This window comes from Pigmentiphaga daeguensis (genome assembly GCF_039523035.1).
Classification (GTDB): Bacteria; Pseudomonadota; Gammaproteobacteria; order Burkholderiales; family Burkholderiaceae_B; genus Pigmentiphaga; species Pigmentiphaga daeguensis.
This window is the reverse complement of record NZ_BAAAEN010000024.1, coordinates 43,432-66,397: the sequence shown is the minus strand read 5'-3', so window position 1 is coordinate 66,397 and position 22,966 is coordinate 43,432. Positions and strand designations below refer to the sequence as shown.

The following is a 22,966-nucleotide window of genomic DNA, read 5'->3' as shown; positions in this document are numbered from 1 at the left end:
AAATGTGCGGTTCATCGGATGGGCGTCAGCTTGGCGGGGCCAGGAGATGCCGGCAGCAAGGAAGCCGATTGATGCAGACACCGCTTTGTGATCGGCAGGCGGTCCGTTGCCGCAGCAGTGCGCATAGACCGCAGGAGCTGGCACAGCAAGAGCGTCGTTTCGGGAGGGCGGCTGGAACTCTGTGGACGACCTTGGAGCTATCCCTTGGGGATAGCTCGCTGGTGCATCGCGGGCGTATGACGGTTGCTACAGCCGCCCTCGGGGGAGCGGCGATGGGCGAACTACTGTCCGCCGGCCGGCTTGGCGCTGAGCGCCACCGACTCGATGCGGTACGGCAGGATGCCCACGCGCCGGGCCTCGACCTTGAACGTGACGCGCTCATTCTCGTCGGCGTCCTCCCATTCGTCGCGCACGGTGCGGCCCTCGACCAGCACCCGCATGCCTTTCTGGTACAGCGTCTTCCAGTGCTCGGCATCGCGGTGCCACAGCTCCACCGGTGCCCAGAAACCGCCGCGATCCTCGTATTCGCCATCCTTCTTCGGGATCGGGTTGTCGAAATAGACGTTGAGGCGAAGCAGCCGGCGCGGCTCGTCGTTGCCGTTCGGGAATTCGCGGTAGTCCGGCGCAGAACCGATGTTGCCCTCGCCGACGAAGTGCGTGCTCATGGTGACTCCTTGGTGGTGGGTGGAACGGCCGCGGTATGCCCGTGGACACGTCGCAGGTAAGCCGCTTCGGCCTGGGCGGCCTTGCTGGCGCATTCCAGGGCTTGGCGAGCGATGCTGTGGGTCAGGCTGATCTGCATGTTCAGCACGATGCGCTGCAGTTCCATCGCGTACAGCTCGTCGATCAGCGAGGCCGGCGTCGCGGGGTTGGCCAGCAGGGCCTCCCACAACGCCACGCCCATGGAGGAACGGTCGAGGTTGCGCCAGCGCAGGAAGGTCGTCCCTGCGCCAGTGGCCTGCTGGGCCAGTTGCACGTGGAGCAGGCTGAAGGGGTAGGCGCGCGCCCGGGGCAGCACGCGCCGCTGCGCCAGGCCAATCACGTCGTCGCGCAGCGCCGCGCACTGGCTGGCCCAGGTCTCCAGACTCCCCTTACCCTTAAAAGGCTGTAAAAGGCCTTTTAGGTAGCCTGCGTGTTCCAGCCGCTGGAAGTCCGCCTGTTCCAGCGCCACGAAGCGCGTGGATTGGCTGATGGGGGGCGATGCCGTCATGCGTCAGTACCCTCATCGCCCGCCGCACCATCGGCTGCGCCATCCGTGTGAGCCGGCGCATCGGGCTCGATGGCGGGCGCAGCAGGCGGCGTGCCGGGCTTGGTCGTCCGCCGCGCGATCGGTGGCGCGAAGCGCGAGCGGCGCGTGCCTTCCAGCACGTCCTGCGGCAGCTCGCCGAACTTCTCCAGCGCCGCTCGCGCCGCGGCGTTCTTCGCCGCGAAGTCGTCGCGCGTCGTGCCCGAGTAGCGGTACTGCTGGGCCAGCGAGAACAGGCTGCGCAGCGCGTGCGCGCCATCATTGAGCCAGCGCTCCAAGGTGCTGCGGTCGATCAGCGCCGTGTGGTGCGCCAGGATGAGTTTGCGTGCCAGGTCGTCGTAGTCGGCCAGCAGGTACACCGCCATGAAACCGAGCTGAGCATTGACGAACAGCGGCAGCTTCACCGGCTGCACGTTCATGTTCTCGCCCAGCGACAGCGCCGCTGGCACGTCGGCCAAGGCCTGATCCACCTGTTCGCGCAGGGTCTGCAGACGGGTCCTGGTGTCGGCGAGCTTGTCCTCGATCCGCAACATCCACCAGTCCGAGTACGGGTCGTCCTGCTCGGCGCCGCGCTTCATCTTGTTCATGGCGCCGATATAGCCGTTGAGTCCGATGATGCCGGGGCGCCCCTCGGTCGGCGCGCGGCCGTGCCAGATGCGCGAAGCGTGGTGCGTGTGCAGCGTCAGCGACATCGCGCTGCGCAGCGATCCGAGATTCAGTTGCAGGGGTTCATTGGCCATGGGTGACGACTCGCATTAACGGAACGAGTCGCCAGCATCGGCACCGCCCGGAAGGCCGTCAGTCAACAAACCGCAATCGGCGTGCGCCCGGTTTGTCGGTGGCGGGAAGGCTGGCTGTCCCAGCTATCCCCTGGGGATAGCCTCGCGGCGGGTAGCGACGGCAAGCGCCGCCTGCTGTCCCAACTGTGCAATGAAACCTTCGAGTTGGCCGTCGGCAACATCGGCATGGCGGCCGGCGGCGATGTCGGCCCAGCCCATGCAAGCTGCTTCCTGCAGCGCCTTGAGTTTGGCTGCTTCAGGCTCCTTGGTATTCATGGTGAATCTCCAGTGAGGAAAACCTCCTTCACTCCCGTGCCGGCGGCCACTGCTGCGCGGCGTGCAACACGCGCAGGATGGACACCGCGCGGGTGTCCTCCATGTAGACCACCACGTAGTTCGCACGCACGACCATCTCCCGCGTGCCGGCCACGCGGCCAGGCCGGTAGAGCTTCGGGCGCTCCGGCAGCTTCGCGGCCTTGGCCTCGATGTCGTCCTTCAACCGCTGCGCGGCATCGGGGTTGTCGTCCGAGATGTAGTCAACAATCGCCAGCAGGTCGGCGCGGGCAGCTTCCCGCCACTCAAGTACGCGCACGCCGCTTCCTGTCGATCAGGGCCTGCGCCTCATCCATGACCTGCTGGTGCGGCACCGGCGGCCGTGTGTCGGCCAGCGCCTCCTGGACCTTCGCCCGGAACCAGGCATCGTAGGCCTCCGGGTCGGCCGTGAGGCCAGCCGGCAGTGCGCCTTCCTTGACCACACGGGTCAGCAGGATGCGCACGGCGTCCGAAACGGTGAGGCCGACCCCGGCGAGTTTCTCGGCTGCATCGGCCTTGAGCTTATCGTCCACGCGGATGTGCAGCATCGAAGTCTGTGCGGCCATCGTTGCTTCTCCTGTTATGCATTAGCCCCTACTTTGTATCTCAATTGAGACCTTGGCAAGGGTGTAGCCGGATTGACCCGCCGGAAGGCTCCCTGTCCCAGCTATCCCCAGGGGATAGCTCGGCCGGTCACGGGTCGCGCAGGGCCGCCCGCAACCGCGCCAGGTGGGCGCGCGCCACTTCGGGGGATACCGGCGGTGCCGATGGCGCCGGTGCCGGTGCGGGTGGACGGGAAGCAGGCGGCACCGTGGCGCTGTCGCCCGCCCAGGCCTTGAACTCCCCACGGATCGCCTTCTGGATGATGCCGAACAGGTAGCCAGCCGGGTTGCGCACCGAGCTGTTGCAGCAGCGCGCCTCCCATTCGTCCAGCACCGCCTGCCGCAGGGCTTCGTCCACCTGCCGCAAGGCCACCAGCGCGCCGGACTGCTGCTCGTGCTTCAAACGCTGGAAGCGGTCTGGCAGCCGCAGGTTCTGCAAGGCCCTCGCGCGCGGTACTGTACGTACTTCATTTATACGATCATTACGTACTTTACGGTCCTGCTTCGGAATCCGAAGAGAGCCGTCCGGCGCGGGTTTCGGCCCTGCTTCGGATTCCGAAGACGGGCGCGCAGCATTCCGAAGAAGGGCTTCCTGGCCTTCTTCGGATTCGTGGTCCGCACCCTCCTGTGGATAACCTGGCGTCGTCCAGCCATGCCGCGCCATGCGCTGCGCCAGCACCTGCAAGCGGGTCGGCAGCGTGCGGCCGCTGAGCAGCGGGTCTTCGGCGATCTCCCGCAGCGTGTTCATGCCCACGACCTGCACCGCCTTCGCCGCGTGCGTGAGCGCCTGACTGACCAAGCCCAGGTAGTCCGGGTCGAGCTGCATCGCCTCGAAGGGCGACAGCGGTTCGTCGTGCAGCACGTAGAGGTTGCCTTGGATACGGCCGGTCCTGGGATCGCGCCGCCGCCGCACCAGGCTGAGCCAGCGTGTCAGCCGCAGCAGCGTCAAGGCGCGCGCCACGGTCTCGTGCGAGGCTTGTGCCGCGCAGGGCATCGAGGCCAGGTAGGGGCGCAATTGGTCGTAGGTGGGAAAGGCGGTCACGCCGTCGTCGTTGAGCTGCAGACGGAACACCTGCCAGGCGTTGCGCTCCAGCGGCGTCAGGCGTCGGTCGAGGAACAGTCGGCGTGGCACGCTCTCATGGCGGTTGCCGCTGTAGAGGAAACCGTCCTGGTTCGGCGCCGTGCCCTGCGCCGGTTCCTTCGACTCAAGGTGCCGCAGCGCCTCGTCGAACAACGCCGACAGCGCAACCGGGCCTTCGCGCCGTGGTGCGCCGCCCGTGGTCATGGCTACACCAGCCCCTGGTCGATCCAGTTGCGTATCGCCGCCCACACCACCGACATCGGCAGGCTCAGCGCCTCGGCCAGGTCCATGGTCAGCGCCAGCATCGCCATGTCATCGGTCAGGGCGATATGGCGCTCGGTGACGCCGGCCTTCCAGCGCTCCCACAAGGTCACGTCCTGCGCCTCATCGAGCACCGGATGCCGGCCCTTGCGCTTGGGTAGCCCGAGGATGTCGCGGCGCAGCGCCACTTCCTGATGCGTGAGGCCGTAGAACTTGCTGACCATCTCCGTGCTCGCCCCCAGGCGCAGCATGCGGTCCACCGTGGCGATCTCCCGCTCCACGTCGTGCACCTGGCTCAGCAGCCGCTTCAACACCTCCCGGTTCACCGACACCGAACACCACGACACCGTGGCATTCACCAGCATGCTCACGAGTTCGGGGTGCTTCAGCGCATCCAACTCCTCCTCGCCGAAGCCCATGGCCTTGCAGCGGCGCAACTGGCCGTTGCGCAGGTCATGCAGGGCCTGGGCGATCACGGCCTGGTTGAGCGGGTGCGGTGCCGACATGCGAGAGCCTCCTGCGCTCAGGATTCCTGGCCCGCTTCGCCGGCTTGCAGGTCCAGCAGCCGGCGCGCCAGGCGCAGCAGACGGAACAGCTTCACCAGCGCAGCATCGCTCAGGCGTGTGGCCGAGCCGCCGTGGCCATGCAGCAGCGCCGCCAGCTCGTCGGCCAGCCGCGCGCGGTCCAAGCCGTTCGCGGCAGGCGGCGCCGCACTCAGCGCATGCAGCAGGGTGAGCACCGCCCGCGCGAACGCCGGCAGCGCTTTCGCCTGGCCCACGGCCGGCGCCACGCAGACGAAGCCGATGCCGCCGTCGATGGCCTCGATGTGGTCGGCCACCGCCGCGTCCCCGGCAATCTCGCGCGCGAACTGCGCGATGTGCACGCGCAGGCGATCCGGCGCGTCCAGCCCCGGCTCGATATACCAGACGTCCGAGATGGGATAGAGCCCGCCAGCCTGCACGGGGATCGCACGCAGCGCGTCGACCTCGAAGTCGGGCAGCTTGTCGCCGAGCTGGTCCGCGACCATCCGTTGGATGGACAGCAGGCGCTCGGTGGTCGGTGCCGGTGTCACGATGTGCCCTTGCAGACGCTCGTCGCGTTGCCCGTACTGTTCCTCCGGCGCTCCGGGCGGTGCAGGCGGTGTTGCTGCTGGCGCCGGAGGCGCGACCGGCGTGGTGTCGCGCGGCACAGACGAGGCGGGTGGCTGCCGAGGCGCGGAGACCGGCGAGGGCGGTGTAGCAGGCAAGACAGGTGCTGCCGGGGGCGTCGGCGCTGCCGGTTCGCTGGTCAGCGCACGCTGGCGGCTTTCGCTGTCGTTGATCTCCAGCGCCAGCGTGTCGTAGTCCGCCTCCAGCAGCTCGGCCATCTGGCCCACGAGCTCGTCCTGCACCCGCTGCGGCGAGAAGTCGTCTGGCTGAGTGTCGAACTGCGTCAGCACGTCCTGAAACAAGGTAGCGAAGTCCACGGCCACGGTGCGGCCCAGCGCACGCCGCTCCCAGGTGCGCTCGCACGCCTTGCGCAGCACCGCGAGCCGGTCCACCTGATGCCGGCCCAATCCGCCGTACAGCAGCGTCGGGATCGCCGGGAGCAGATAGCGCACCGCATCGTTCATGCGGCTGATGTGCGACTGCGGCACCGGATAGCCGTCGGCAGTCAGCCGCCGCGCGAGTTCGCTCTGCGACAGCGCCTGGCCGCTTTCCTGCTCGTAGAACTCGCGCGCCTTCTCGATGCCCAAGGCCCGCTCGATGAAGGTCAGCCCGCCGCGCAGCTCGTTCTCGGCCAGATGCCCGGTCAGCGCCACGATTTCGCCGCGCACCGGCCACGGGCGGAACAGGCACGCAATGCGGAAGAAGCGTTCCTCCTTGGTCTCGCTCCACAACTCGCGCAGGATCGCCAGCCGCGTGTTGCCGCCGTTGCGAATGATGTAGTGCGCCTCGCCCGGCCTGCGCGTGATCGCGGGGGGCGCGTCCAGCCCACGTTCGCGGATGGACGCCTTGATCTCCGCATAGGCCGGGTTGCGCGTCACGCGCGGGTCGTGGTCGTAGGGCCGCAACTGGTCCAGCGTCACCACCATCGGCGTGTCGGCGATGGGGTCGCTCAAGGTCGCGGCCGAAGGGCCACTGCGCTCGAAGCCGGTGGCCAGCAGCTTGGCAGCCATGTCCTGCGGCGTCAGCTCAGCCACGGCCGTTCTCCTGCGCCTGCCTGTCGGCGCGGCGAAGCTGCGCGCGGGCATTGCGGTCGGCACGGTGGTCGCTCGCAGTCGAACTGGTGTAGATCGACGCGCAGCCTGGTTTCGTGAATTTCAGGTGCCCGCCGGACGTGCGCACCACGCGCCAGCCTTCGCCCAGCGCGAACTCGATCAGCGCGCGCAGCCGTTCACGGCCGCGCGCCAGTTCATGTGCGCTCGCCATGGCTGGCCCCTCCCGCATCGGCCCGGCCGGTGACCAGCGCGAAGCGCTCCCGCCACGCGGGGAACAGCTCACCGGCCAACGTGCGCATGGTGTCCAGCGCTGCGGGCGCCGTGCGCCCAGCCGGCCGCCGGTACTCCACCCGATGCACCGGCAATCCTCGTGTCGCAGCGCGCGGATAGGCTTCGATGGCCGGCACGTCGGTGTCCAGCACCTGCACGCCGGCCTGTTCCTGGAACACCTGTCGCAGCGCCTGCTGGACCAGCCGTGCGTTCGACGACACCGGATGCACACGGTTGATGAGCAGGCGCAGCGGCGGCGGTTCGATGCCCAGGTGCCGATACGGCGCGATGTCCTCGATCAGTTGCAGCGTGCCGCGTCGCAGCTCGCGTGCCGCGAGGATTTCCGGCGTCACCGGCGACAGCGCCAGGTCGGACGCCAGCACCGCCATCTCCAGCAGCACGCTGCGCGCGCCCTGCGTGTCGATCAACAGCAAGTCATAGTGCGGGCGGAAGACGGGAAGCAAATGGCGCAGTCGCAGGCGCCCATCCGGAGCGTGCAGCAGCAGCGTGTTCAGTTCGCCGCGGTCGTCGTTCGAGAGCACCAGGTCCAGGCCCGCGATCGCGGTGCGCGACACCAGTTGCTCGATGCGCCGCTCGTTGAAGGCCAGCATCTCGTAGATGCCGCCGGGCGCGCGCACGTCCAGCGTGAAGTAGCTCGACAGCGTGGGCTGCACGTCCAGGTCCAGCAGCAGCACGCGCAGCCCGGCATCGGCGATGAAGCCGCCCAGGTTGGCCGCAGTCGTGGTCTTGCCCACGCCGCCCTTGGTCGAAATGATGGACACCACCTGCATGGGCTTCTCCTCGTCGAATGGCATGAACCGAGAAGAAGCGTCAGGCGCGTTCTTTGAGGCGCTCGGCGATCCACTGTTCGATCTCCACCGAGTCCCAGCCCACCGCGCGCACGCCCAGGCGCAGCGCCTTGGGGAACTTGCCTTCCTTCATCAGGCTGTAGATGTGCGCGCGCTTGAAGCCGGTCTTGGCTTCGACCTCGGCGCGGCGCAGGATGCGGTGCTCGGTCGGTGCCGCCGTGGCGGTGGTCTGCGAAGACATGAGGGTCACTCCTTAACGCTCAGTGGCGCTGATTGGCGTGACTCGAATTAAGAACGCCGCGTTGAAGAAAGACACCGCAAATGCGGTTTCCGCGACCGCAGATACGGTCTGGCATCGCTCAGGAAGTTGTGCTCTGCAGATTGCGCCGAGCCAGTGCGAACTTGGCCTGCAGGGTGCGCTCGGTGATGCCCATCGCGTTGCCGTGGTGCGCCACCATCGCGCTGATGATGGCCTCCTGCGTCAGGAAGCTGGAATACGGCATGCCGCTGGGCGACTTGCCCAGCAGCAGCGTCAGTAACCCGCCAACGATGTTCAGGTAGGTCGATTCGCTGCGCGGCCCCAGCGTGTTCGCACGCTCCGTGTCGGCCGCGCAGGCGGCGTGCGTTTTCAGCAGCGCCTCATGCTCGGCGCGCAGCGTCTCGAGCACGCCCAGGTGTTCCGCCAGCCGCGCCTTGATCGCTTCCCGTTCGACCAGCAATGCGCCCACTGTGTCCAGGCTGATCGCCGGGTGAAGCGCACGCTCGATCTCATCGAACAGAAACGTCGGTTTCTCGCCTGGGTAGTAGTGCGCCATCCAGGCTTTCAGATCGACGTGCCGCACCGTCAGCGACGGGTCGTCCATTGCCAGGCCCTGCGTGTCCCGCACTAAGCCCTCCTTGCCATACGGCATCTCGCCGTGAGCCAGCGCATCGAAGATTCTTTCGGCGTTCAACCGCAGCATCGGCCAGCGCGGAAACTCCGTTGCCTCCGGCAGAGGCCGCTCTCCCAAGGCCGCCAGGATGCGCCGCTCGAAGCGCAGCAATCCGCTCCAGCGGATTGCCGCCTCGATCGGGCGGTAGTAGGTCTTGGCGCCATCGGCCAGGCTGCTCGACTTCGGCATATCGCGCGCCTCCATTCGTCATCGCACCGAGTCCAAGCACGCGCACCCGCCGTACAGGCGGCGTGCGTGGCTGTCCAGGAATCTCCGGGCGAAACGAGCAGGTGGCGAAGCGGCGAAGACCGTGGCATCGGTGATACCGCCGGTTCCGATGCGAGATGTGCGCCTTGCCGCGCAAGGCGCCATCACTCACAATTCGCAAGCCGCGAAACATGCTGTCACCAGCGTCATTCGCGGGCGCCATGCCTGACCCGGATAACCAGGCCAAAGTCTTTGCAGGGAAAAAGGCCCAGTAAAGCGCGATCAGCTCAACACGCCAGAGCCGATGCGCATACGGCAAGCACTGTTGCGCCGCGCGTCTTCGCTGTGACGCGCCACGATGGGCATGCGAGTTTCATCGCAGGATGCCAACCGCAAGCGCGAGCAACGCCTGGATGCAGCGCGCCCGTGCACAACGTCAATGGAAACCCGCTATGACAAAACAGGTCTGGCGGTTTGACCAAAATGGAATCGGCCAACCCGCCTGAAACAGCCTCATGCGAGCCGTTGCGTATCCAACGGCATATGGCCGACACGCTGCGCACGGTCGATGAAGTGGCGCAGTGGCTCCGACATCGCGCCCTCGGGATGTAGCAGGTAGGTCGTCAGCGCCGCCGAGTCTTCATCCAGCGGCCGGACGATCACGTCCGCCTGCCGGCATGCCACCACGTGCGCCTCGGTGGAAAATCCCACGCCATAGCCGGCCGCCACCAGGGCCAGCATCAGCGAGTGGGTCGTCACGTACTCGGCCACGACCGACGGTGTCTCCACCAGGCGTAGCAGGCGCTCGCATTGCCGGCTGCACTCCGCACACACCTGCGGGTGGCACAGCACCAGCGGGTAGCCCACCACCTCTTCCAGCGGCACCCGCTTGTGCGCCAGCAAGGGGTGCCGCGCGGGTATGGCCACCACCAGCGGGTCTTGCCACACCGGCATGGCGACCACCCCGGCCTCCATCTCGCCGGCCATCGCAAAGGCCGCGTCGTACAGGTCGTTGCCCAGCCCGCCCACCACCTGCGACAGCGGCGCCTCGAACAGCCGGATGCCCACTTCCGGCGCCTCCTCCCGGCACAGCGCGAGCAGCGCCGACAGCCGGGTCCGCCCGACGCCGCCGGCCAAGGCGATGCGCAGGGTGCCCCGGTGTCCCGCCGCCACCGCCCGCGCCTTGGTCTGGGCTTGCTCAAGGGTCAGCAGCACGCGCCGGGCCTCCTCCAGGAACACCTGCCCGGCCGGGGTCAGGCGCACCCCGCGCGGCGTGCGCTCCAGCAGCGTCACGCCCAAGTCCGCCTCCAGTTGGCGGATCGTTCGCGACAGGGGTGACTGCTCCACATGCAGCCTTCGCGCCGCCCGGCCGAAGTGCAACTCCTCGGCCACGGCGATGAAACAGCGAAGATGGCGTAAGTTCATGTACTTCCCCCCAGAAAGTGGAGTCCATTCCTCTGGCCGTAGGGAACCGCATGAGTGCTTCCCGGTGGCGATGCCGGTCACAGAGGCTTTCCAGTTGCCGCCATCCGGCCTTCAGTCGCTGGCGAGGCTGCGAGTGTCCAGGCAAGGCCGGGTTATTCCATCGGTGTTGCCATATCACACAAAACCACGGACAATCAATAATATTTCTTATTAGCATCTGTGTCTGAATGGAGTGAAGCCGATCAAGCCCGACGTGGCGAACCTGTCCGTCACTACCCACGGCAGCGTGTTCTGGAACGACGAACGCATGGGCGACGAGCAGCTCGCGCAGCGGCTGCAGGCCTCCGCGCCGCGTCAACCGCAGCCCGAGGACTTCATCCGCGGCGACCGCCTGGTGGATCTACGAGCGCGTCGCCCAGGGGATGGCGGCTACGCAGAAGTCCGGGGTGTTGGAGCTGGGTTCGTGACCGACCAGGCCACGACCGGGGTGAGCCGAAAGACACCCCCATGAAACTGCATCGGCACGCCCGCCCTGACGCCGGCGTGTCGTCGTCGGCTGCACCGATCGCGAACTCCGACACGCGTGAGCGCCTGCGCGCGGTGCTCGACACACCGGCTGATTTACCAGCCTTGCGGACGCAGCATCGTCTTCGCGGCCCTGGTTCGCAGGAACGCCTGCGTCATATTGCTTGGCCGCCCGCCCTGGCATGGCAGCAGCAAACACTGGCCATCAGCATTCAGTGTCCGGCTGTGTGCGCCGGCCAGCTCCGCGCGTGTCGGCGACGGGCCTGGTCCCGACAGGCATGAGTGCTTCGACGCGATGCAATCGAAGGAGGTACTGACGGGATGCGGATGTAGATGCTGGCGCCCGAGATGCCGAACCAGAAGAAGACAAACAGGAGGTGGCCTTGGATTTCAGATTGCTGCGTTACTTCGTCGCAGTTGCGGAAGAACTGCATCTGGCCCGTGCAGCCGAGCGTCTGGGCATCGAGCAGTCGCCTGTGTCGCGTGCGATGCGCGACCTGGAAAGCCAGCTTGGCGTGCAGTTGTTCGACCGCAGCACACGCCTGACGCGGCTGACCTGGGCCGGCCAGGTGTTCCTCGGCGAATGCCGGCGCGTGATGGCCACCGTGGAGCAGGCAGTCAAGAGCGCCAAGGCGGCGGCACAGGGCTACCAGGGCCATCTGCGCATCGCCATCTGCGACAGCCTGGCGCAGCCCCGCATCGCCACCCTGCTGGCACGCAGCCGTGAGGAGGAGCCCGAGCTGGAGATTCGCGTCTTCGAGCTGCCGTTCGCGCAGCAGCTCAAGATGCTGCACGACGATCTGCTGGACATCGGCTTTGCGTTGTCAAACGCGGTGCATGATGGCCTCGTCGCCGAGCCGGTGTGGACCGACCCGCTGTCGGTGATCGTGCCCGCACGCCATCCCTTGCTGGCACACGTGCAGGTGCCGCTGCCCGAAGCCTTGAAGTTTCCGCTGGTTCTGTGCCACCCCGAGGCGGGCTCCGGTTGCCGCCACCAGATTCAGGCGGTGCTGCAGGACACGAACATGCCGCTCAAGCTGGTGGACGAAGTGACCAGCCTGGGCGTGATGCTGACCCTGGTCGGCGCCGGCTACGGCATCGGCTTCGCCATCGCCTCGCAGGTGCAGACGCTACAGCGCCCGGACATCTCCATTCGTCCCCTGGCCGGCATCCCACCGATGCTCTCCACCTACCTGCTGCGCCGCCGGGGCGAACCCTCGGAGCCCATGAGGCGATTCATCGAGCGGGTGAAAGACGGGGCCGCGCCGGTCGATGATGAGCCGGTCCTTTGAGGACGCAGCTCGCCTGTCCGTTGCGGCCTGTGGCGTTATGTGCCGGTGGACAGATAGACTTCGGAATGAAATCCGATGCTCTGGCTGTTGATAGATGTGCTTGGCTCGCTTTGGATCACCCGCAACGGCCTGCGTTGACCAGGCCGAAGACTTGAGTCCACAATCGAGTCCATTCCGTGACGCCTGGATCGGAAAAAACGTTCGTAATAAACGAGTTAGCGACCGGGTGCTGTTCCCTTCACCCGCTCCACTTCGACTTTCCAGGGACTTCCACCGAACGCCAGGGAACGTCGTAAGTCATTGTCAGGATTGAGGATTTTCACCCAACCTCGATCCACTGACATCCAGCGAGAACCACTGACAGCCAGCTCAAACTGGTACAAAAAGTGGCCCAAACAATGTGCGAGGTTCCCAATCCGCATTGTTGCTGGAGGAGCCGGGGCTAGAAGAGAACGATTGCATTCAACTCGCCTTCTGGAGTTGGACATATGCTCTCGGACCTCATGGCTCGACAAGCCAAGGCCACCGGCAAGCCGTACTCGCTTGCCGACTTCGACGGCCTTTACCTCTACGTTTCCGCCATCGGCAGCAAGGTATGGCACTTCCGCTATTCCTGGCTGGGCAAGCGTGAGCGCATCACCTTTGGCGGCTATCCGGCCCTCTCCTTGAAACAGGCTCGCGACTTGCGTGAAGAGGCGCGGGCGCTGCTGGCCAAGGACATCAACCCTCACTCGGAACGCAAGCGCAAACGCCACGTGATTGTCCTGGCTGGCGAGCACACCTTCCAGGCCATCTACGACAAGTGGCTGGCCCACCGCAGCCTCTCCCTGGAAAATGAGGGCCGCCAGAGCACGCCCAAACAGATCGGGCGCGTCTTCGCCAAGGATGTGTTTCCCGTATTGCGCCACCTGACCGTCTACGACGTCACCCGCGCCCACCTGCTGGACATCATCGGCCGAGTGGAAAAGCGTGGCTCGCTGTCGGTCGCCGAGAAGCTGCGCACCTGGTTCAGCCAGCTATTCACCTACGCCTCGGTGGTGGTGCCCAACATGGGCGACAACCCGGCCAAGGATTTGGATGTGGTGGCGATGCCGCTGCCGCCGGTGGAGAACAACCCCTTTTTGCGCATGCCCGAGCTGCCGGCCATGCTGCAGACGTTGCGCAAGTACAGCGGTCGCCTGAATACGCAACTGGGTCTACGTCTGCTGCTGCTCACGGGCGTGCGCACCGGTGAATTGCGCTACGCCACGCCCGATCAGTTCGATCTAGAGCGCGGTCTGTGGATCATCCCGGTTGTCAGGCTCAAGCAACGCAAGCAGCTCACCAAGAAGAAGCGCCAGCGTTTCGCCGACATCCCACCGTACATCGTGCCACTGTCGTTGCAGGCACAAGAAGTCGTTCGTCATCTGCTGGGAAATCTGAAGCCAGCGCAGGTCTATCTCATCCCTGGTGATTGGTGCCTGAAAAACCCTCTCAGCGAGAACACGCTCAATGGCGCGCTCAAGCGCATGGGATATGAAGACCAGCTCACTGGGCACGGCGTTCGCGCCACAATCTCGACTGCGCTCAATGAATTGGGCTATCCGCCCAAGTGGATAGACGCCCAGCTTTCGCATGCCGATCCGGATCGGATCAGCGCGACCTACAACCACGCCGAGTACGTCGAGCAGCGCCGCGTCATGATGCAGGACTGGGCCGATCGCCTGGACTTGTTCGAGCAGAATCAGGTCGAAGTTGCCAGCACGCACCTGACCATCACGCTGCAGGGCCTGCCCACGATTGCCGGGCAGGCGGTCGCGCAGCCGCCAGCCCTGAACCCGAACGCCCCTCAGTTGATCGTTGCGCCTGCGCCGGATGCGCCAGCGGTTCCAGCTTCCGTCTATCGACTTTCGGCGGTGCATCTGCCCGAGTACGCGCGCCCCACGCTGTCAGAGGTGCAGCGCGAGCGCTTGCAATTGCTGGAGATGTTCGACGCAGCCCACAACCTGTCGGTGGCCGATTACGCCAAGCTGGTTGGCAAGTCCCGCCGCTGGATCACTTACGAGATTCAGGCCGGCAATCTCCTGTCGATTCATCTGGGGCACCGTGGGCAGCGCGTCCCGGACTGGCAACTCGACCCCATCAAACGCAAGCTGATTCAGGCTGTCCTGAAGCTGGTGCCGCGCGGCATCGACACTTGGCACATCTATCACGCACTGCTGCGGCCATACGATGCCCTGGGCAAGTGCCCAGTCATCGAGGCAGTCGATCCGACCAACCTGCATCTTGCAGCTCGGCTGGTCGCCGCACATGCCATAGAAACCGATGAGCTTGCAGAGCAATCGGAGGCGTCTCCGGTGCTGGCCAGGCAGGCTGTAGAGCGCCTGGTAAAAACGGCAATGTTGGTCGATACGCCCGAAGATCTAGTCGCCCGTTGAGCTGGGGCCGGACGGCAGCACCGTCCGGTCAAGCTCAAAGCAGGGAACAAAGGTCGATCGCTTCGCGTGTCCAACCCTCCGTCTTCTGCGCGGCCAACTCGCAATTTCCAAGTGTCGGCAGGCAGCGTCTAGCGTCGAATCTGCGCCTGGCAGTCACCATGGGCGACTTCTCGGTGATGCTATCTCGCTATATCAGTATCCCGATCGGATATGACGCCAGCGGATTTCCGCGGCCAATCCCAAGCCCCGAGCAATAGATTCCGACCGCTCGCCGCTTTTTCAAACCGCTGGCGTATCAGACCATACCGATACGGTTTTGCGTGAGCCGCAACTTCTCACGATCCTGATAGCGCAAGCGTCACTGTCGAGCCGCGACGGACGCTCGATTTTCTTGTGCTCGATGGATTTTTGCACATCGAGCACACAACGCCTACTCGTTGCGCGAACTGATCAGAAGTAATCAAAAGCGGGCGTCATCACTCGCGTCTTGCGCGGACAACAGGCCGACCATGAGGACGGCTGCAAAAGCAGTCGGCCCTGTAGTTCTTCTCCTGGAAGGAGACGGAGCATGCACGAGAACAAAAATGATGCACCAACATCAAAGGTGTTCTACCGCCCGCTCGAAGCATCCATCCGCTGGGCCGGACTGCTGCGATACGAGCAGGTGATCCTGGCTTCGGTCTCGTCGCCTATGAATCTGCCGAAGTCACTGGACTGCCCACGTTTGGGCGAACTGCGGCTGTACACCGACCGCATCTACGACGGCATCCTCAACGGGGAACTGCCCTTCGGCCAGCACGGCATCACGACGCGCGACACCGCGTTGATCGACTCGCCTGATCTGACGGTACGCCATGTCGATCTGAAGTGCTGGATGCGCCAGCACTACCCCGAGCAGCGGCCCGGCTTTCTCTTCTCCCGCGGCGAGCGCATCACCCATCCCTTCATCTCTCTGGAAACAGGGCAAGCCATGCTGGTCGAACGCCAGGCTTTGAAATCCGTCCTGGAACAGACCAAACGTCAGCTTCGCGAGTTGCAGGACAAGCATGACGCGCTGCTCAAGCAGCCCACGGTGATTCCGGCATGCGCGCAGTGTCCGATCAGTGATCGAGCCGAGGCCACCTACCTGAACATCGTTGGCGGCCTGTTGGAGCTGATGCTCGGCCAGTCGCCATCGGGCACGCCGTACTCCAGCTTCAAGACGCAGGAGGCCGTGGTCAGCGCGCTGGTCGCCCATCACAGCGGTGCCATGGGCATCGCGGAGCGGACATTGAACGGCAAGTTCGCCACCGCCAGGCGCCGGCTGCGTAGCGCCTCCCGCTGAGATTTGCCAGCTTGTATGTGCAGTCGCGGAGATTGCATTTGCAATGTCTTTTCGCAGCCGTGTCTATTGAATAGAGGTCACGCCAACAAACGCCACGGAGCGTTCAGGAGTGACCGCCATGTCGCAAACACCTGTACTGCAGCCAAACGAGCGCCGCATCCTGCGCCTGGAAGAAGTCGAAGCGAAATCCGGTTTCAAGCGCGCCCACATCTACAACCTGATGAAGAAACGCCAGTTCCCGCAGGCGCTGCGTCTGGGCGTGCGCGCCGTGGGCTGGGACTCCATCGAAATCGATCAGTGGATCGACGAGCGCGTCAACAACAGGGCCTGACCCGTTCTCCCGCGGACTTTCCATCCTGACACGGAGAACGCCATGCAGGTCGTATCCATCATTTCAACCAAAGGCGGGGTCGGCAAGACCACCACGGCCGCAAACCTGGGCGGTCTCGCTGCGGACGCCGGGCTGCGCGTGCTGTTGCTCGATCTTGATGTGCAGCCCACCTTGTCCTCCTACTACGAGCTGGCCCATCGTGCGCCGGGCGGTATCTATGAATTGCTGGCCTTCAACGAGCGTGACCTTGGCCAGCTTGTGTCCCGCACGATCATCGCGGGCCTGGACTTGGTGCTCTCCAACGACCACCGAGGCGAACTGAACACTTTGCTGCTGCACGCGCCAGACGGGCGACTGCGGCTGCGGCACCTGCTGCCGATACTGAACCCCCTCTACGACCTGGTGCTGATCGACACCCAGGGCGCGCGCTCGGTGCTGCTGGAGATGGCGGTGCTGGCCTCCGACCTCGCGCTGTCGCCAGTGACCCCGGAAATCCTCGCCGCCCGCGAACTGCGGCGCGGCACCATGCAGTTGCTGGCGGACATTGCGCCGTACCGGCAGCTGGGTATCGAGCCGCCGCCGCTGCACCTGCTCATCAACCGCGTCCATCCGGTGTCCGCCAACGCCCGTCTGATCCAGCAGGCGCTGCGCGATCTGTTCCAGGGCCACACCGGCATTCGGGTTCTGGCCACCGACGTGCCGGCCATTGAGGCTTATCCGCGTGCCGCGACGCGCGGTCTGCCGGTGCATCGGGTCGAGTACCGCCAGCCAGTGGGCAGAGTCGCTCCCGCCGCGCTCGCCACCATGCGCGATCTTGCCGGCGAATTGCTCCCGCAGTGGCAGGATCGATTTGCCGCAGTGTCCGGCCGTCCGCCACAGCCTCTTGATACCAGGAGGCCCCATGGCCAACGCACATGAACTGGCCCGAGGCCACAGCCGGCTGCGCGCCCTGATCGAGTTCGCCGTCGGCGAAGGCTGGCACGTCAAGCGCACGGCGGGCGGTCACCTCAAGTTCACCAAGGCAGGCTGCGCCGCGATCTACACCAGTTCGACGGCCAGCGATCACCGGGCAGCCCTCAACGCCCGTGCGCAGATCCGTCGTGCCGAGCGCGAGACCCGATCCCAAGCGCAGGGAGGCGGCCATGACTGAGATCACCTCCCAGCAGATGGCCGGCAAACTGCTTGCGTCCGGGTTCGAGCGCAGCGGCCCGTCAGCAACGACCTTGAGCGACCCGATCGCCGACACGCCCATGGTCGTGACGCTCGACCAGTTGCACCCCTACGACCACGACCCGCGCAAGAAGCGCAATCCGGTGTACGAGGAAATCAAGGCATCCATCCGCGAGCGTGGCCTGGACGCGGCTCCGGCCATCACCCGGCGGCCCGGCGACGATCACTACATCATCCGCAATGGCGGCAACACGCGACTGGCAATCCTGCGCGAACTCTGGTCGGAGACCAAGGACGAACGCTTTTTTCGGGTCTCATGCCTGTTCCGCCCATGGCCCGAGCGTGGCGAGATCGTCGCGCTCACCGGGCATCTTGCGGAAAACGAACTGCGCGGTGGCCTCACCTTCATCGAGCGCGCTTTGGGCGTCGAGAAAGCGCGCGAGTTCTACGAACTGGAAAGCGGCCCCACCCTGAGCCAATCCGAGCTGGCCCGCCGCCTGGCCGCCGACGGATACCCCGTGCAGCAGTCGCACATCAGCCGGATGGCCGACGCGGTACGCTACCTGCTGCCCGCAATCCCGACCGTGCTCTACGCCGGCCTGGGGCGTCACCAGGTCGAGCGGTTGTCGGTTATGCGCAAGGCCTGCGAGCGCACCTGGGAGCATTACGCCAAAGGCCGCTCACTGGTTCAGGGCTTCGACGAGTTCTTTCAGGAAGTGCTGTCGCAATTCGATGTCCAGGCCGACGAGTTCTCTGCGCAGCGCGTGCAGGACGAGCTGATCGGCCAGATGACCGAATTGCTGGGTGTTGATTACGACGTGCTCGCTCTGGACATGACCGAATCCGAGAGCCGCCAGCGTGCCTTGGTCAGCGAGCCGACGCCGCCCTCGACGCCGCCTGCCTTGCCAGAGCCAGAAGCCATCGCGCGCCCACCGGCCAATACTGCGCCACCCACCGCGATGCCGACGGCAACGCCCTCGACGGGCGAGAGCAATACAGGCGCCAGTCATTCGGGCGCAGCCAGTCCGGCGGTAAATGACGACGTGCTTCGGGAGCACATCGTCTCGCCAGCGCCGACGACCGAACGGCTTGAGTCCATCCAGCGCATGGTCGCCGACCAGTTGGGCGATGCACTGCCGCACGATTTCTCGGCGAACGTCTTGCAGTCCATCCCGGTGCAGGCTGGCGGGCTCTATCCGATCTCGGATGTCTGGTACATCGCCCCCGGCCTGGACACACCCGAGCACCTGCGCATCCACGTCGCGCAGTTTGCCCGCGAGATTGCGGTCGAGGCAGACCTGGGCGAGTGCATCGATGATCGCCCAGACGGCATCGGCTTCGCCTGCCGTGCTCGCACCACAAACCCAGCGCCGCTGGGCCGTACCGTCCATGCGCTGTTGGCTTGCCTGGCCGGTCAGCAGCCCGCCGACGTCGGTCTGGACAACGGGCAACTCGTCATCGACCTGCCGGCGCTGCTGCACGGCCAGGGCGACGTAACCCGACGATTGAGCGACACCGCGCTGGTCAAGCTGTTCCGCCTGCTGCGACTGGCCCGCCGCCTGCTCGATCTCGAAGCCGGCGCTGCGGACTCTGGAACCTGAGCGAGGGAGGCCAGCATGTCCACAGCACACCCACTCAACCAGGCTGTCATCGCCCAGGCCCTCTATGACCTGCGCAATGGGCAACTGCGCCGCTGCAAACTGATGGGGTTTGGCGAGGCAGAGCTGGACGCCCTCAAGCATCCCGCGCTGATCAGCGTGCTGGCCAACGCCAACGTCTCCTGGTGCTCAGTGACGGTCAACCGCGAAGTGCTGCGGCGGCTGCTCCAGCAGGTGCAGGACGTGGAGAAGGAAATCGCCACAGTCGATCGCATGCTCAGGCTGGGCGCGAGCACGGAGATGGTCAGCAAGTTCTATGGTTTGACGCATCAGGAAGTAGCGCTTCGCCGTGAAATCCTCGGTCTGCCCAAACGCAAGGGTCGGCACCCCGTGCTGGACGAGGAGCAGGACACGGAGCTGTGGCGGCAATGGAAGGCCGTGACCAACAGCAGGACCGTCGATCTCGAAGACGAAACCTCCATCTTCGATGCCGCCATGGACTTGGCCGAAGGCATGTCGCTGCCTCTTTCGGTGGTCTGGGCCTCGATCAAGGGCTGGGTCGATCAGGGATTGGCTTGAGTCATGGCCGTGGACGACACCGCACCACGAGCCCTACGTCAAGGCCCCATCGCACTCACAGAGCTGTTCGATGCTGCGCTGAAAGACCTTGCGCCCAAGCCCGCCCCCAGCGCACCTGCGTCTACACCTGCACAGTCGCCCACGCCCACCTCCGGCGATGCTTTCCTGTTCAGTGGCAACCGGCACGAGACGGTGCCACGCAAGCTGTTCCTCGACCGCCGCTTGACGCCGCTGGAACGAAACGCCTGGCAAGTGTTCCGGCTGATGCTCAACGACGATGGCGTAACCGCATTTCCCACCTACGAGCAGTTGCGACCCTGGCTGGCGTCCATGCCCTGCGCAGGCCAGGCCTCGCATGAAACCGTGGCACGGGCACTGACACTGATGCGCCTGACCCGCTGGCTGAGCCTGGTTCGGCGACGGCGTGACCCCAAGACCGGTCGCATCCTCGGCAATCTATACGTGCTGCACGATGAACCCCTGACGCCGTTCGAGGCCATGCAGCTCGACCCGGACTACCTGCAACTCGTCAGCCAGGCACTCGGCCATTCTGCCAAGGCCGTGCAGATCGTGGGCCTGCACACGCTCAAGGAAATCGGCGAAGACCCATTACTGGCCGGACGCACCCTCCCGTCACGGTTGCAGGTGATGGCCGAACGTCTCGCCAACCAGCACCTCACGGCCAGCGATAGTTATCCACAGGAAGACGCCATTCACCATTCCGAAGAAGGGACTCCGAACCTTCTTCGGAATGGCGAACGACCCACTACGGATTCCGAAGCAGGGCTGAAACCCGCGCCAGACGTCTCTCTTCGGAATCCGAAGCAGGACCGTACAGTACGTAGTAGTTGTATTAATGAAATACGTACTACTGCGCAGGCGCGCGCGCTGGGCGATCTGCAATGGCCCAAGCGCTTTGCGCAACTGAAGGCGGAACAGCAGGCGGGTGCCAAGGTGGCATTGCAGCAGGTTGATGCCTCGCTGAGGCAGGACGTGCTGGACGAATGGGCCACGCGCTGCGCCAACCATGGCATCCGCAATCCCGCTGGGTATCTGTTCGGCATCATCCAGCGGGCCATCCACGGTGAGTTCAATGCCTGGGCCAAGAAAGATCCGCCACCGGCACCCACCCCGCCAAACGAACGGCCACCGCCCGCATCGCCGGCCCAAGCGCAGGGTAAACCGGTGCCACCAGAAGTCGCCAGGCAGCACATCGAGCGATTGCGAGATCTGCTCGCCAGCAAGTGAGCCGACCGACAAGGCGGTGAAGTGGACGCCCATGGATGCCAGTAGAGCTATCCCCTGGGGATAGTTCCACCGTTGGGGCGGCTGCCGTGCAGTCGCAGGCCTGGCCTCGAACATCAGCCGTAGCATCGGCGTTGTCCGCCCTGATCCCGACGTGTAGCGTTCGTTGGCCCTGCATGGAGCTATCCCCTGGGGATAGCTCGCGCCGCAGGCGGCCACCACGCGCTGAACCGGGGTCTGGCAGGTTTCGGTTTGTTGACTGACGGCCTTCCGCTTCCTGCCGAAGCTGACCGCTCCTTTTCCCACAACGAGCGGACACCATGGCAACCAATGAACCTCTGCAACTGAATCTCGGCTCCCTGCGCAGCGCGATGTCGCTGACGCTTCACACGCACCACGCCTCGCGCATCTGGCATGGCCGTGCCGCCGCCGAGGGGCGACCGGGCATCGTCGGCCTGAACGGCTACATCGCCCAAATGAACAAGATGCGGCGCGGTTCGGAGCAGGACGACCCGTACTCGGATTGGTGGATGCTGCGCATCGAGGCCAAGCTCGACCAGACCAAGACCACGCTGCAATCGCTGCGCGAGCAGGTGGATCAGGCACTGGCGAGCGTGCCGCCGGCACTCAGCCTGGGCGAGAACCTTAACGTGCAGCCCGTCAAGTTGCCGCTGTTCGTCAATGCGCAGCTCGGCTTTGCCGCCGTCTATCTGCTGGCCGACTACGACGACATCGCCCGCAAACTGATACTCGCCCACCACACGGCGCTCATCGACCGCAGCACCTTGGAGCGCTGGCTCAACGAGGGCGCCCATGCACTGCGCAGCCTGTTCTCGCTGGCCCAGCAATACCGCTATTCGGGCTGTACGCGCGACGACTTCGTGTCGAAGAACGCCGCAGCACGGGCGGCGTTGGAGAAATTCGGCGAACTGCCGCAGGACGTGCTGGAAGGCACGCGCCGCTCGAAGTTCGCGCCGCCCATCGTGCGCCGTGGCCTGCAACAGCGTGCTGAGAGTCCTGCTGCAGCGCCTGCCCCCAACGACGAGGCCGCCACCGGCGCGGTGCCCGAGGTCGGCGCCGGCGAGGTCGAGGGCGAGCAGGCATGAGCGATCCGAACCGCGAACCCCGCTACTTCCAGGGCCTGCAACAGGCTGCCTTCATGAAGCTGGAACACGCTGCCTCTCTAAAAGGCCTTTTAAAGCCTTTTAAGGGTAAGGGGGATCTTGAGGGCTGGGCCAGCCAGTGCTTCGCCATGCGCGACGAGTTGATTGGCTTGGCGCAGCGGCAGGTGCTGCAACAGGCAGTCGGGCATCCCTTCCACCTGCTGCCCGTGGAGTTGGCCCAGCAAACCACTGGCGCAGGCACGGCGTTTTTGCGCTGGCGCAAACACGACCGCTCAGCCATGGGTGTGGCCCTGTGGCAGGAATTGATGGCGAGCACCGGCACGCCGGTCAATCTGCTGGCCGAGCTGCACGCGATCGAGCTTCAGCGCATCACGTTGAACATGCAGATCAGTCTGCTGCACACCCTGGGCAGGCAGGCACAGGAATGCGCCAGCAAGGCGGCCGAGGCGGAAGACGCCTACCTGCGCAGGCTCAAGTCCATCCCATCTGGAATGCGTGACCGGTGATGGCACCGGACTCCCCAGTACGCGCCCGAAGCCGACGCGGCACGGGTATTTCAACCACCATGGAAATTGCAACATGAGCACGCACTTTTGGGGCGAAGGCAACATTGGCTCCCCGCCCGAGTACCGGGAGTTCCCCAACGGCAACGACGAGCCGCGGCGCTTACTGCGGCTGAACGTGTATTTCGACAACCCCGTTCCCACCAAAGGCGGCGACTTCGAGGATCGCGGCGGCTTCTGGGCACCGGTGGAAATCTGGCACCGTGACGTCGCGCACTGGAAGAACCTGTACCAGAAAGGCATGCGCGTGCTGGTCGTCGGCCGCATGGAGCGCGAGCCCTGGACGAACAACGAAGATCAGCCGCGCGAGACCTGGCAGATCAACGCGCGCAGCGTTGGCATCCTGCCGTTCCGCGTCGAGTCCGTGACCCTCAGCCCGAAGCCGCAGGATGCGGAGGCAAAGTCCCAGGCCGCCCAGGAACCGGCTGCGCCAAAAGAGCCGCGGCGTAGGAAGTGACCCGGTATGAGCCGGCCACTGTTCGCCGCTCCATGCACCCGCGAGCTATCCCCAGGGGATAGCTCCATCAACGTCCACCGGCTTCCACGCGCTCCTGAAAATCGCGGCTCCCGGCCCGCATACCCCGGCTGCGCGTTATCTCCGCCCAAGCCATTCCATCCCGTGAAAGTGGTCGCCACCGCTTGCGACTTGTTTACTGCTGCCCCTGGCGGTGCCC

27 protein-coding genes are annotated in these 22,966 nt (G+C 65.3%); 13 read left to right on the top strand and 14 right to left on the bottom strand.

What is annotated here, in order from left to right; all coding sequences use genetic code 11:
* Positions 1-281: 281 nt before the first annotated feature.
* The 14 genes from ABD104_RS24035 to ABD104_RS23970 all read right to left on the bottom strand — a co-directional run bounded on the left by ABD104_RS24035 (position 282) and on the right by ABD104_RS23970 (position 10,124).
* On the bottom strand, positions 282-665 hold the full coding sequence (locus ABD104_RS24035; RefSeq protein ID WP_004362284.1) for a single-stranded DNA-binding protein: 384 nt from the start codon (positions 663-665) through the stop codon (positions 282-284).
* Positions 662-1,210 carry a DUF3158 family protein gene (locus tag ABD104_RS24030; RefSeq protein WP_023912246.1) on the bottom strand — a complete coding sequence of 183 codons (549 nt, stop codon included), beginning with the start codon at positions 1,208-1,210 and terminating at the stop codon, positions 662-664. The genes ABD104_RS24035 and ABD104_RS24030 overlap by 4 nt, the downstream gene beginning before the upstream one ends.
* Positions 1,207-1,986 carry a PFL_4669 family integrating conjugative element protein gene (locus ABD104_RS24025; RefSeq protein ID WP_023912244.1) on the bottom strand — a complete coding sequence of 260 codons (780 nt, stop codon included), beginning with the start codon at positions 1,984-1,986 and terminating at the stop codon, positions 1,207-1,209. Before ABD104_RS24025 ends, ABD104_RS24030 begins: the two co-directional genes overlap by 4 nt.
* 123 nt (positions 1,987-2,109) lie before the next feature.
* Entirely contained in the window at positions 2,110-2,301 is a 192-nt protein-coding gene (locus tag ABD104_RS24020; RefSeq protein ID WP_011805449.1) for a hypothetical protein, read from the bottom strand.
* Between the two features lie 28 nt (positions 2,302-2,329).
* Positions 2,330-2,617 carry a type II toxin-antitoxin system RelE/ParE family toxin gene (locus ABD104_RS24015; protein WP_009618209.1) on the bottom strand — a complete coding sequence of 96 codons (288 nt, stop codon included), beginning with the start codon at positions 2,615-2,617 and terminating at the stop codon, positions 2,330-2,332.
* Positions 2,604-2,903, bottom strand: coding sequence for a type II toxin-antitoxin system RelB family antitoxin (gene relB, locus ABD104_RS24010; protein ID WP_009618210.1), 300 nt, complete (start codon positions 2,901-2,903; stop codon positions 2,604-2,606). The genes ABD104_RS24015 and relB overlap by 14 nt, the downstream gene beginning before the upstream one ends.
* A gap of 127 nt (positions 2,904-3,030) precedes the next feature.
* Positions 3,031-4,224 carry an STY4528 family pathogenicity island replication protein gene (locus ABD104_RS24005; protein WP_023912242.1) on the bottom strand — a complete coding sequence of 398 codons (1,194 nt, stop codon included), beginning with the start codon at positions 4,222-4,224 and terminating at the stop codon, positions 3,031-3,033.
* A 2-nt stretch (positions 4,225-4,226) separates the two neighbouring features.
* Positions 4,227-4,787 (bottom strand): DUF2857 domain-containing protein, encoded by a 561-nt coding sequence (locus ABD104_RS24000; protein WP_023912240.1) that lies wholly within the window; start codon positions 4,785-4,787, stop codon positions 4,227-4,229.
* Between the two features lie 17 nt (positions 4,788-4,804).
* Entirely contained in the window at positions 4,805-6,463 is a 1,659-nt protein-coding gene (locus tag ABD104_RS23995; RefSeq protein WP_013982112.1) for a ParB family protein, read from the bottom strand.
* Positions 6,456-6,692 (bottom strand): type II toxin-antitoxin system HicA family toxin, encoded by a 237-nt coding sequence (locus tag ABD104_RS23990; protein WP_013982111.1) that lies wholly within the window; start codon positions 6,690-6,692, stop codon positions 6,456-6,458. Before ABD104_RS23990 ends, ABD104_RS23995 begins: the two co-directional genes overlap by 8 nt.
* Positions 6,676-7,542, bottom strand: a complete 867-nt coding sequence (locus tag ABD104_RS23985; protein ID WP_023123932.1) for a ParA family protein — start codon at positions 7,540-7,542, stop codon at positions 6,676-6,678. The genes ABD104_RS23990 and ABD104_RS23985 overlap by 17 nt, the downstream gene beginning before the upstream one ends.
* A gap of 40 nt (positions 7,543-7,582) precedes the next feature.
* Positions 7,583-7,801, bottom strand: a complete 219-nt coding sequence (locus tag ABD104_RS23980; protein ID WP_011829925.1) for an AlpA family transcriptional regulator — start codon at positions 7,799-7,801, stop codon at positions 7,583-7,585.
* Positions 7,802-7,919: 118 nt separating this feature from the next.
* Positions 7,920-8,681, bottom strand: coding sequence for a hypothetical protein (locus ABD104_RS23975; RefSeq protein ID WP_013982109.1), 762 nt, complete (start codon positions 8,679-8,681; stop codon positions 7,920-7,922).
* 531 nt (positions 8,682-9,212) lie between these two features.
* Positions 9,213-10,124 carry a LysR family transcriptional regulator gene (locus ABD104_RS23970; RefSeq protein WP_019751274.1) on the bottom strand — a complete coding sequence of 304 codons (912 nt, stop codon included), beginning with the start codon at positions 10,122-10,124 and terminating at the stop codon, positions 9,213-9,215.
* Between the two features lie 232 nt (positions 10,125-10,356).
* Between ABD104_RS23970 and ABD104_RS23965 the strand changes: the two genes are divergently transcribed.
* The 13 genes from ABD104_RS23965 to ABD104_RS23905 all read left to right on the top strand — a co-directional run bounded on the left by ABD104_RS23965 (position 10,357) and on the right by ABD104_RS23905 (position 22,749).
* Entirely contained in the window at positions 10,357-10,635 is a 279-nt protein-coding gene (locus ABD104_RS23965) for an ExbD/TolR family protein (protein WP_025297715.1), read from the top strand.
* A gap of 397 nt (positions 10,636-11,032) precedes the next feature.
* Positions 11,033-11,941, top strand: a complete 909-nt coding sequence (locus ABD104_RS23960; RefSeq protein WP_018077868.1) for a LysR family transcriptional regulator — start codon at positions 11,033-11,035, stop codon at positions 11,939-11,941.
* Between the two features lie 488 nt (positions 11,942-12,429).
* Positions 12,430-14,358 carry a tyrosine-type recombinase/integrase gene (locus ABD104_RS23955; RefSeq protein WP_343928352.1) on the top strand — a complete coding sequence of 643 codons (1,929 nt, stop codon included), beginning with the start codon at positions 12,430-12,432 and terminating at the stop codon, positions 14,356-14,358.
* Between the two features lie 568 nt (positions 14,359-14,926).
* The gene (locus tag ABD104_RS23950) at positions 14,927-15,682 is read left to right on the top strand and encodes a hypothetical protein (protein WP_343928351.1); all 756 of its coding nucleotides are present in this window, start codon (positions 14,927-14,929) and stop codon (positions 15,680-15,682) included.
* 118 nt (positions 15,683-15,800) lie between these two features.
* Entirely contained in the window at positions 15,801-16,013 is a 213-nt protein-coding gene (locus ABD104_RS23945) for an AlpA family transcriptional regulator (protein WP_014603611.1), read from the top strand.
* Positions 16,014-16,055: 42 nt separating this feature from the next.
* Positions 16,056-16,931 (top strand): ParA family protein, encoded by an 876-nt coding sequence (locus ABD104_RS23940; protein ID WP_012205953.1) that lies wholly within the window; start codon positions 16,056-16,058, stop codon positions 16,929-16,931.
* Positions 16,915-17,163: a hypothetical protein gene (locus tag ABD104_RS23935; protein WP_012205954.1), complete on the top strand. Its 249-nt coding sequence runs from the start codon at positions 16,915-16,917 to the stop codon at positions 17,161-17,163. Before ABD104_RS23940 ends, ABD104_RS23935 begins: the two co-directional genes overlap by 17 nt.
* Positions 17,156-18,784, top strand: coding sequence for a ParB family protein (locus ABD104_RS23930; RefSeq protein WP_343928350.1), 1,629 nt, complete (start codon positions 17,156-17,158; stop codon positions 18,782-18,784). The genes ABD104_RS23935 and ABD104_RS23930 overlap by 8 nt, the downstream gene beginning before the upstream one ends.
* Before the next feature lie 15 nt (positions 18,785-18,799).
* Positions 18,800-19,360 carry a DUF2857 domain-containing protein gene (locus ABD104_RS23925; RefSeq protein WP_343928349.1) on the top strand — a complete coding sequence of 187 codons (561 nt, stop codon included), beginning with the start codon at positions 18,800-18,802 and terminating at the stop codon, positions 19,358-19,360.
* Between the two features lie 3 nt (positions 19,361-19,363).
* Positions 19,364-20,608 carry an STY4528 family pathogenicity island replication protein gene (locus ABD104_RS23920; protein ID WP_343928348.1) on the top strand — a complete coding sequence of 415 codons (1,245 nt, stop codon included), beginning with the start codon at positions 19,364-19,366 and terminating at the stop codon, positions 20,606-20,608.
* A 317-nt stretch (positions 20,609-20,925) separates the two neighbouring features.
* Positions 20,926-21,711: a PFL_4669 family integrating conjugative element protein gene (locus ABD104_RS23915; RefSeq protein ID WP_265815725.1), complete on the top strand. Its 786-nt coding sequence runs from the start codon at positions 20,926-20,928 to the stop codon at positions 21,709-21,711.
* Positions 21,708-22,235, top strand: coding sequence for a DUF3158 family protein (locus ABD104_RS23910; protein ID WP_343928347.1), 528 nt, complete (start codon positions 21,708-21,710; stop codon positions 22,233-22,235). Before ABD104_RS23915 ends, ABD104_RS23910 begins: the two co-directional genes overlap by 4 nt.
* Before the next feature lie 73 nt (positions 22,236-22,308).
* A complete protein-coding gene (locus tag ABD104_RS23905) occupies positions 22,309-22,749 on the top strand; it encodes a single-stranded DNA-binding protein (protein WP_343928346.1) in 441 nt (146 codons plus the stop codon).
* Positions 22,750-22,966 lie beyond the last annotated feature (217 nt).

Excerpts from the sequence above, each read along its gene's own strand:
- ABD104_RS24035 (WP_004362284.1), bottom strand. The coding sequence starts at position 665 with ATGAGCACGCACTTCGTCGGCGAGGGCAACATCGGTTCTGCGCCGGAC.
- ABD104_RS24030 (WP_023912246.1), bottom strand. The coding sequence starts at position 1,210 with ATGACGGCATCGCCCCCCATCAGCCAATCCACGCGCTTCGTGGCGCTG.
- ABD104_RS24025 (WP_023912244.1), bottom strand. The coding sequence starts at position 1,986 with ATGGCCAATGAACCCCTGCAACTGAATCTCGGATCGCTGCGCAGCGCG.
- ABD104_RS24020 (WP_011805449.1), bottom strand. The coding sequence starts at position 2,301 with ATGAATACCAAGGAGCCTGAAGCAGCCAAACTCAAGGCGCTGCAGGAA.
- relB (WP_009618210.1), bottom strand. The coding sequence starts at position 2,903 with ATGGCCGCACAGACTTCGATGCTGCACATCCGCGTGGACGATAAGCTC.
- ABD104_RS24005 (WP_023912242.1), bottom strand. The coding sequence starts at position 4,224 with ATGACCACGGGCGGCGCACCACGGCGCGAAGGCCCGGTTGCGCTGTCG.
- ABD104_RS24000 (WP_023912240.1), bottom strand. The coding sequence starts at position 4,787 with ATGTCGGCACCGCACCCGCTCAACCAGGCCGTGATCGCCCAGGCCCTG.
- ABD104_RS23990 (WP_013982111.1), bottom strand. The coding sequence starts at position 6,692 with ATGGCGAGCGCACATGAACTGGCGCGCGGCCGTGAACGGCTGCGCGCG.
- ABD104_RS23985 (WP_023123932.1), bottom strand. The coding sequence starts at position 7,542 with ATGCAGGTGGTGTCCATCATTTCGACCAAGGGCGGCGTGGGCAAGACC.
- ABD104_RS23980 (WP_011829925.1), bottom strand. The coding sequence starts at position 7,801 with ATGTCTTCGCAGACCACCGCCACGGCGGCACCGACCGAGCACCGCATC.
- ABD104_RS23975 (WP_013982109.1), bottom strand. The coding sequence starts at position 8,681 with ATGCCGAAGTCGAGCAGCCTGGCCGATGGCGCCAAGACCTACTACCGC.
- ABD104_RS23970 (WP_019751274.1), bottom strand. The coding sequence starts at position 10,124 with ATGAACTTACGCCATCTTCGCTGTTTCATCGCCGTGGCCGAGGAGTTG.
- ABD104_RS23955 (WP_343928352.1), top strand. The coding sequence starts at position 12,430 with ATGCTCTCGGACCTCATGGCTCGACAAGCCAAGGCCACCGGCAAGCCG.
- ABD104_RS23950 (WP_343928351.1), top strand. The coding sequence starts at position 14,927 with ATGCACGAGAACAAAAATGATGCACCAACATCAAAGGTGTTCTACCGC.
- ABD104_RS23945 (WP_014603611.1), top strand. The coding sequence starts at position 15,801 with ATGTCGCAAACACCTGTACTGCAGCCAAACGAGCGCCGCATCCTGCGC.
- ABD104_RS23940 (WP_012205953.1), top strand. The coding sequence starts at position 16,056 with ATGCAGGTCGTATCCATCATTTCAACCAAAGGCGGGGTCGGCAAGACC.
- ABD104_RS23935 (WP_012205954.1), top strand. The coding sequence starts at position 16,915 with ATGGCCAACGCACATGAACTGGCCCGAGGCCACAGCCGGCTGCGCGCC.
- ABD104_RS23930 (WP_343928350.1), top strand. The coding sequence starts at position 17,156 with ATGACTGAGATCACCTCCCAGCAGATGGCCGGCAAACTGCTTGCGTCC.
- ABD104_RS23925 (WP_343928349.1), top strand. The coding sequence starts at position 18,800 with ATGTCCACAGCACACCCACTCAACCAGGCTGTCATCGCCCAGGCCCTC.
- ABD104_RS23920 (WP_343928348.1), top strand. The coding sequence starts at position 19,364 with ATGGCCGTGGACGACACCGCACCACGAGCCCTACGTCAAGGCCCCATC.
- ABD104_RS23915 (WP_265815725.1), top strand. The coding sequence starts at position 20,926 with ATGGCAACCAATGAACCTCTGCAACTGAATCTCGGCTCCCTGCGCAGC.
- ABD104_RS23910 (WP_343928347.1), top strand. The coding sequence starts at position 21,708 with ATGAGCGATCCGAACCGCGAACCCCGCTACTTCCAGGGCCTGCAACAG.
- ABD104_RS23905 (WP_343928346.1), top strand. The coding sequence starts at position 22,309 with ATGAGCACGCACTTTTGGGGCGAAGGCAACATTGGCTCCCCGCCCGAG.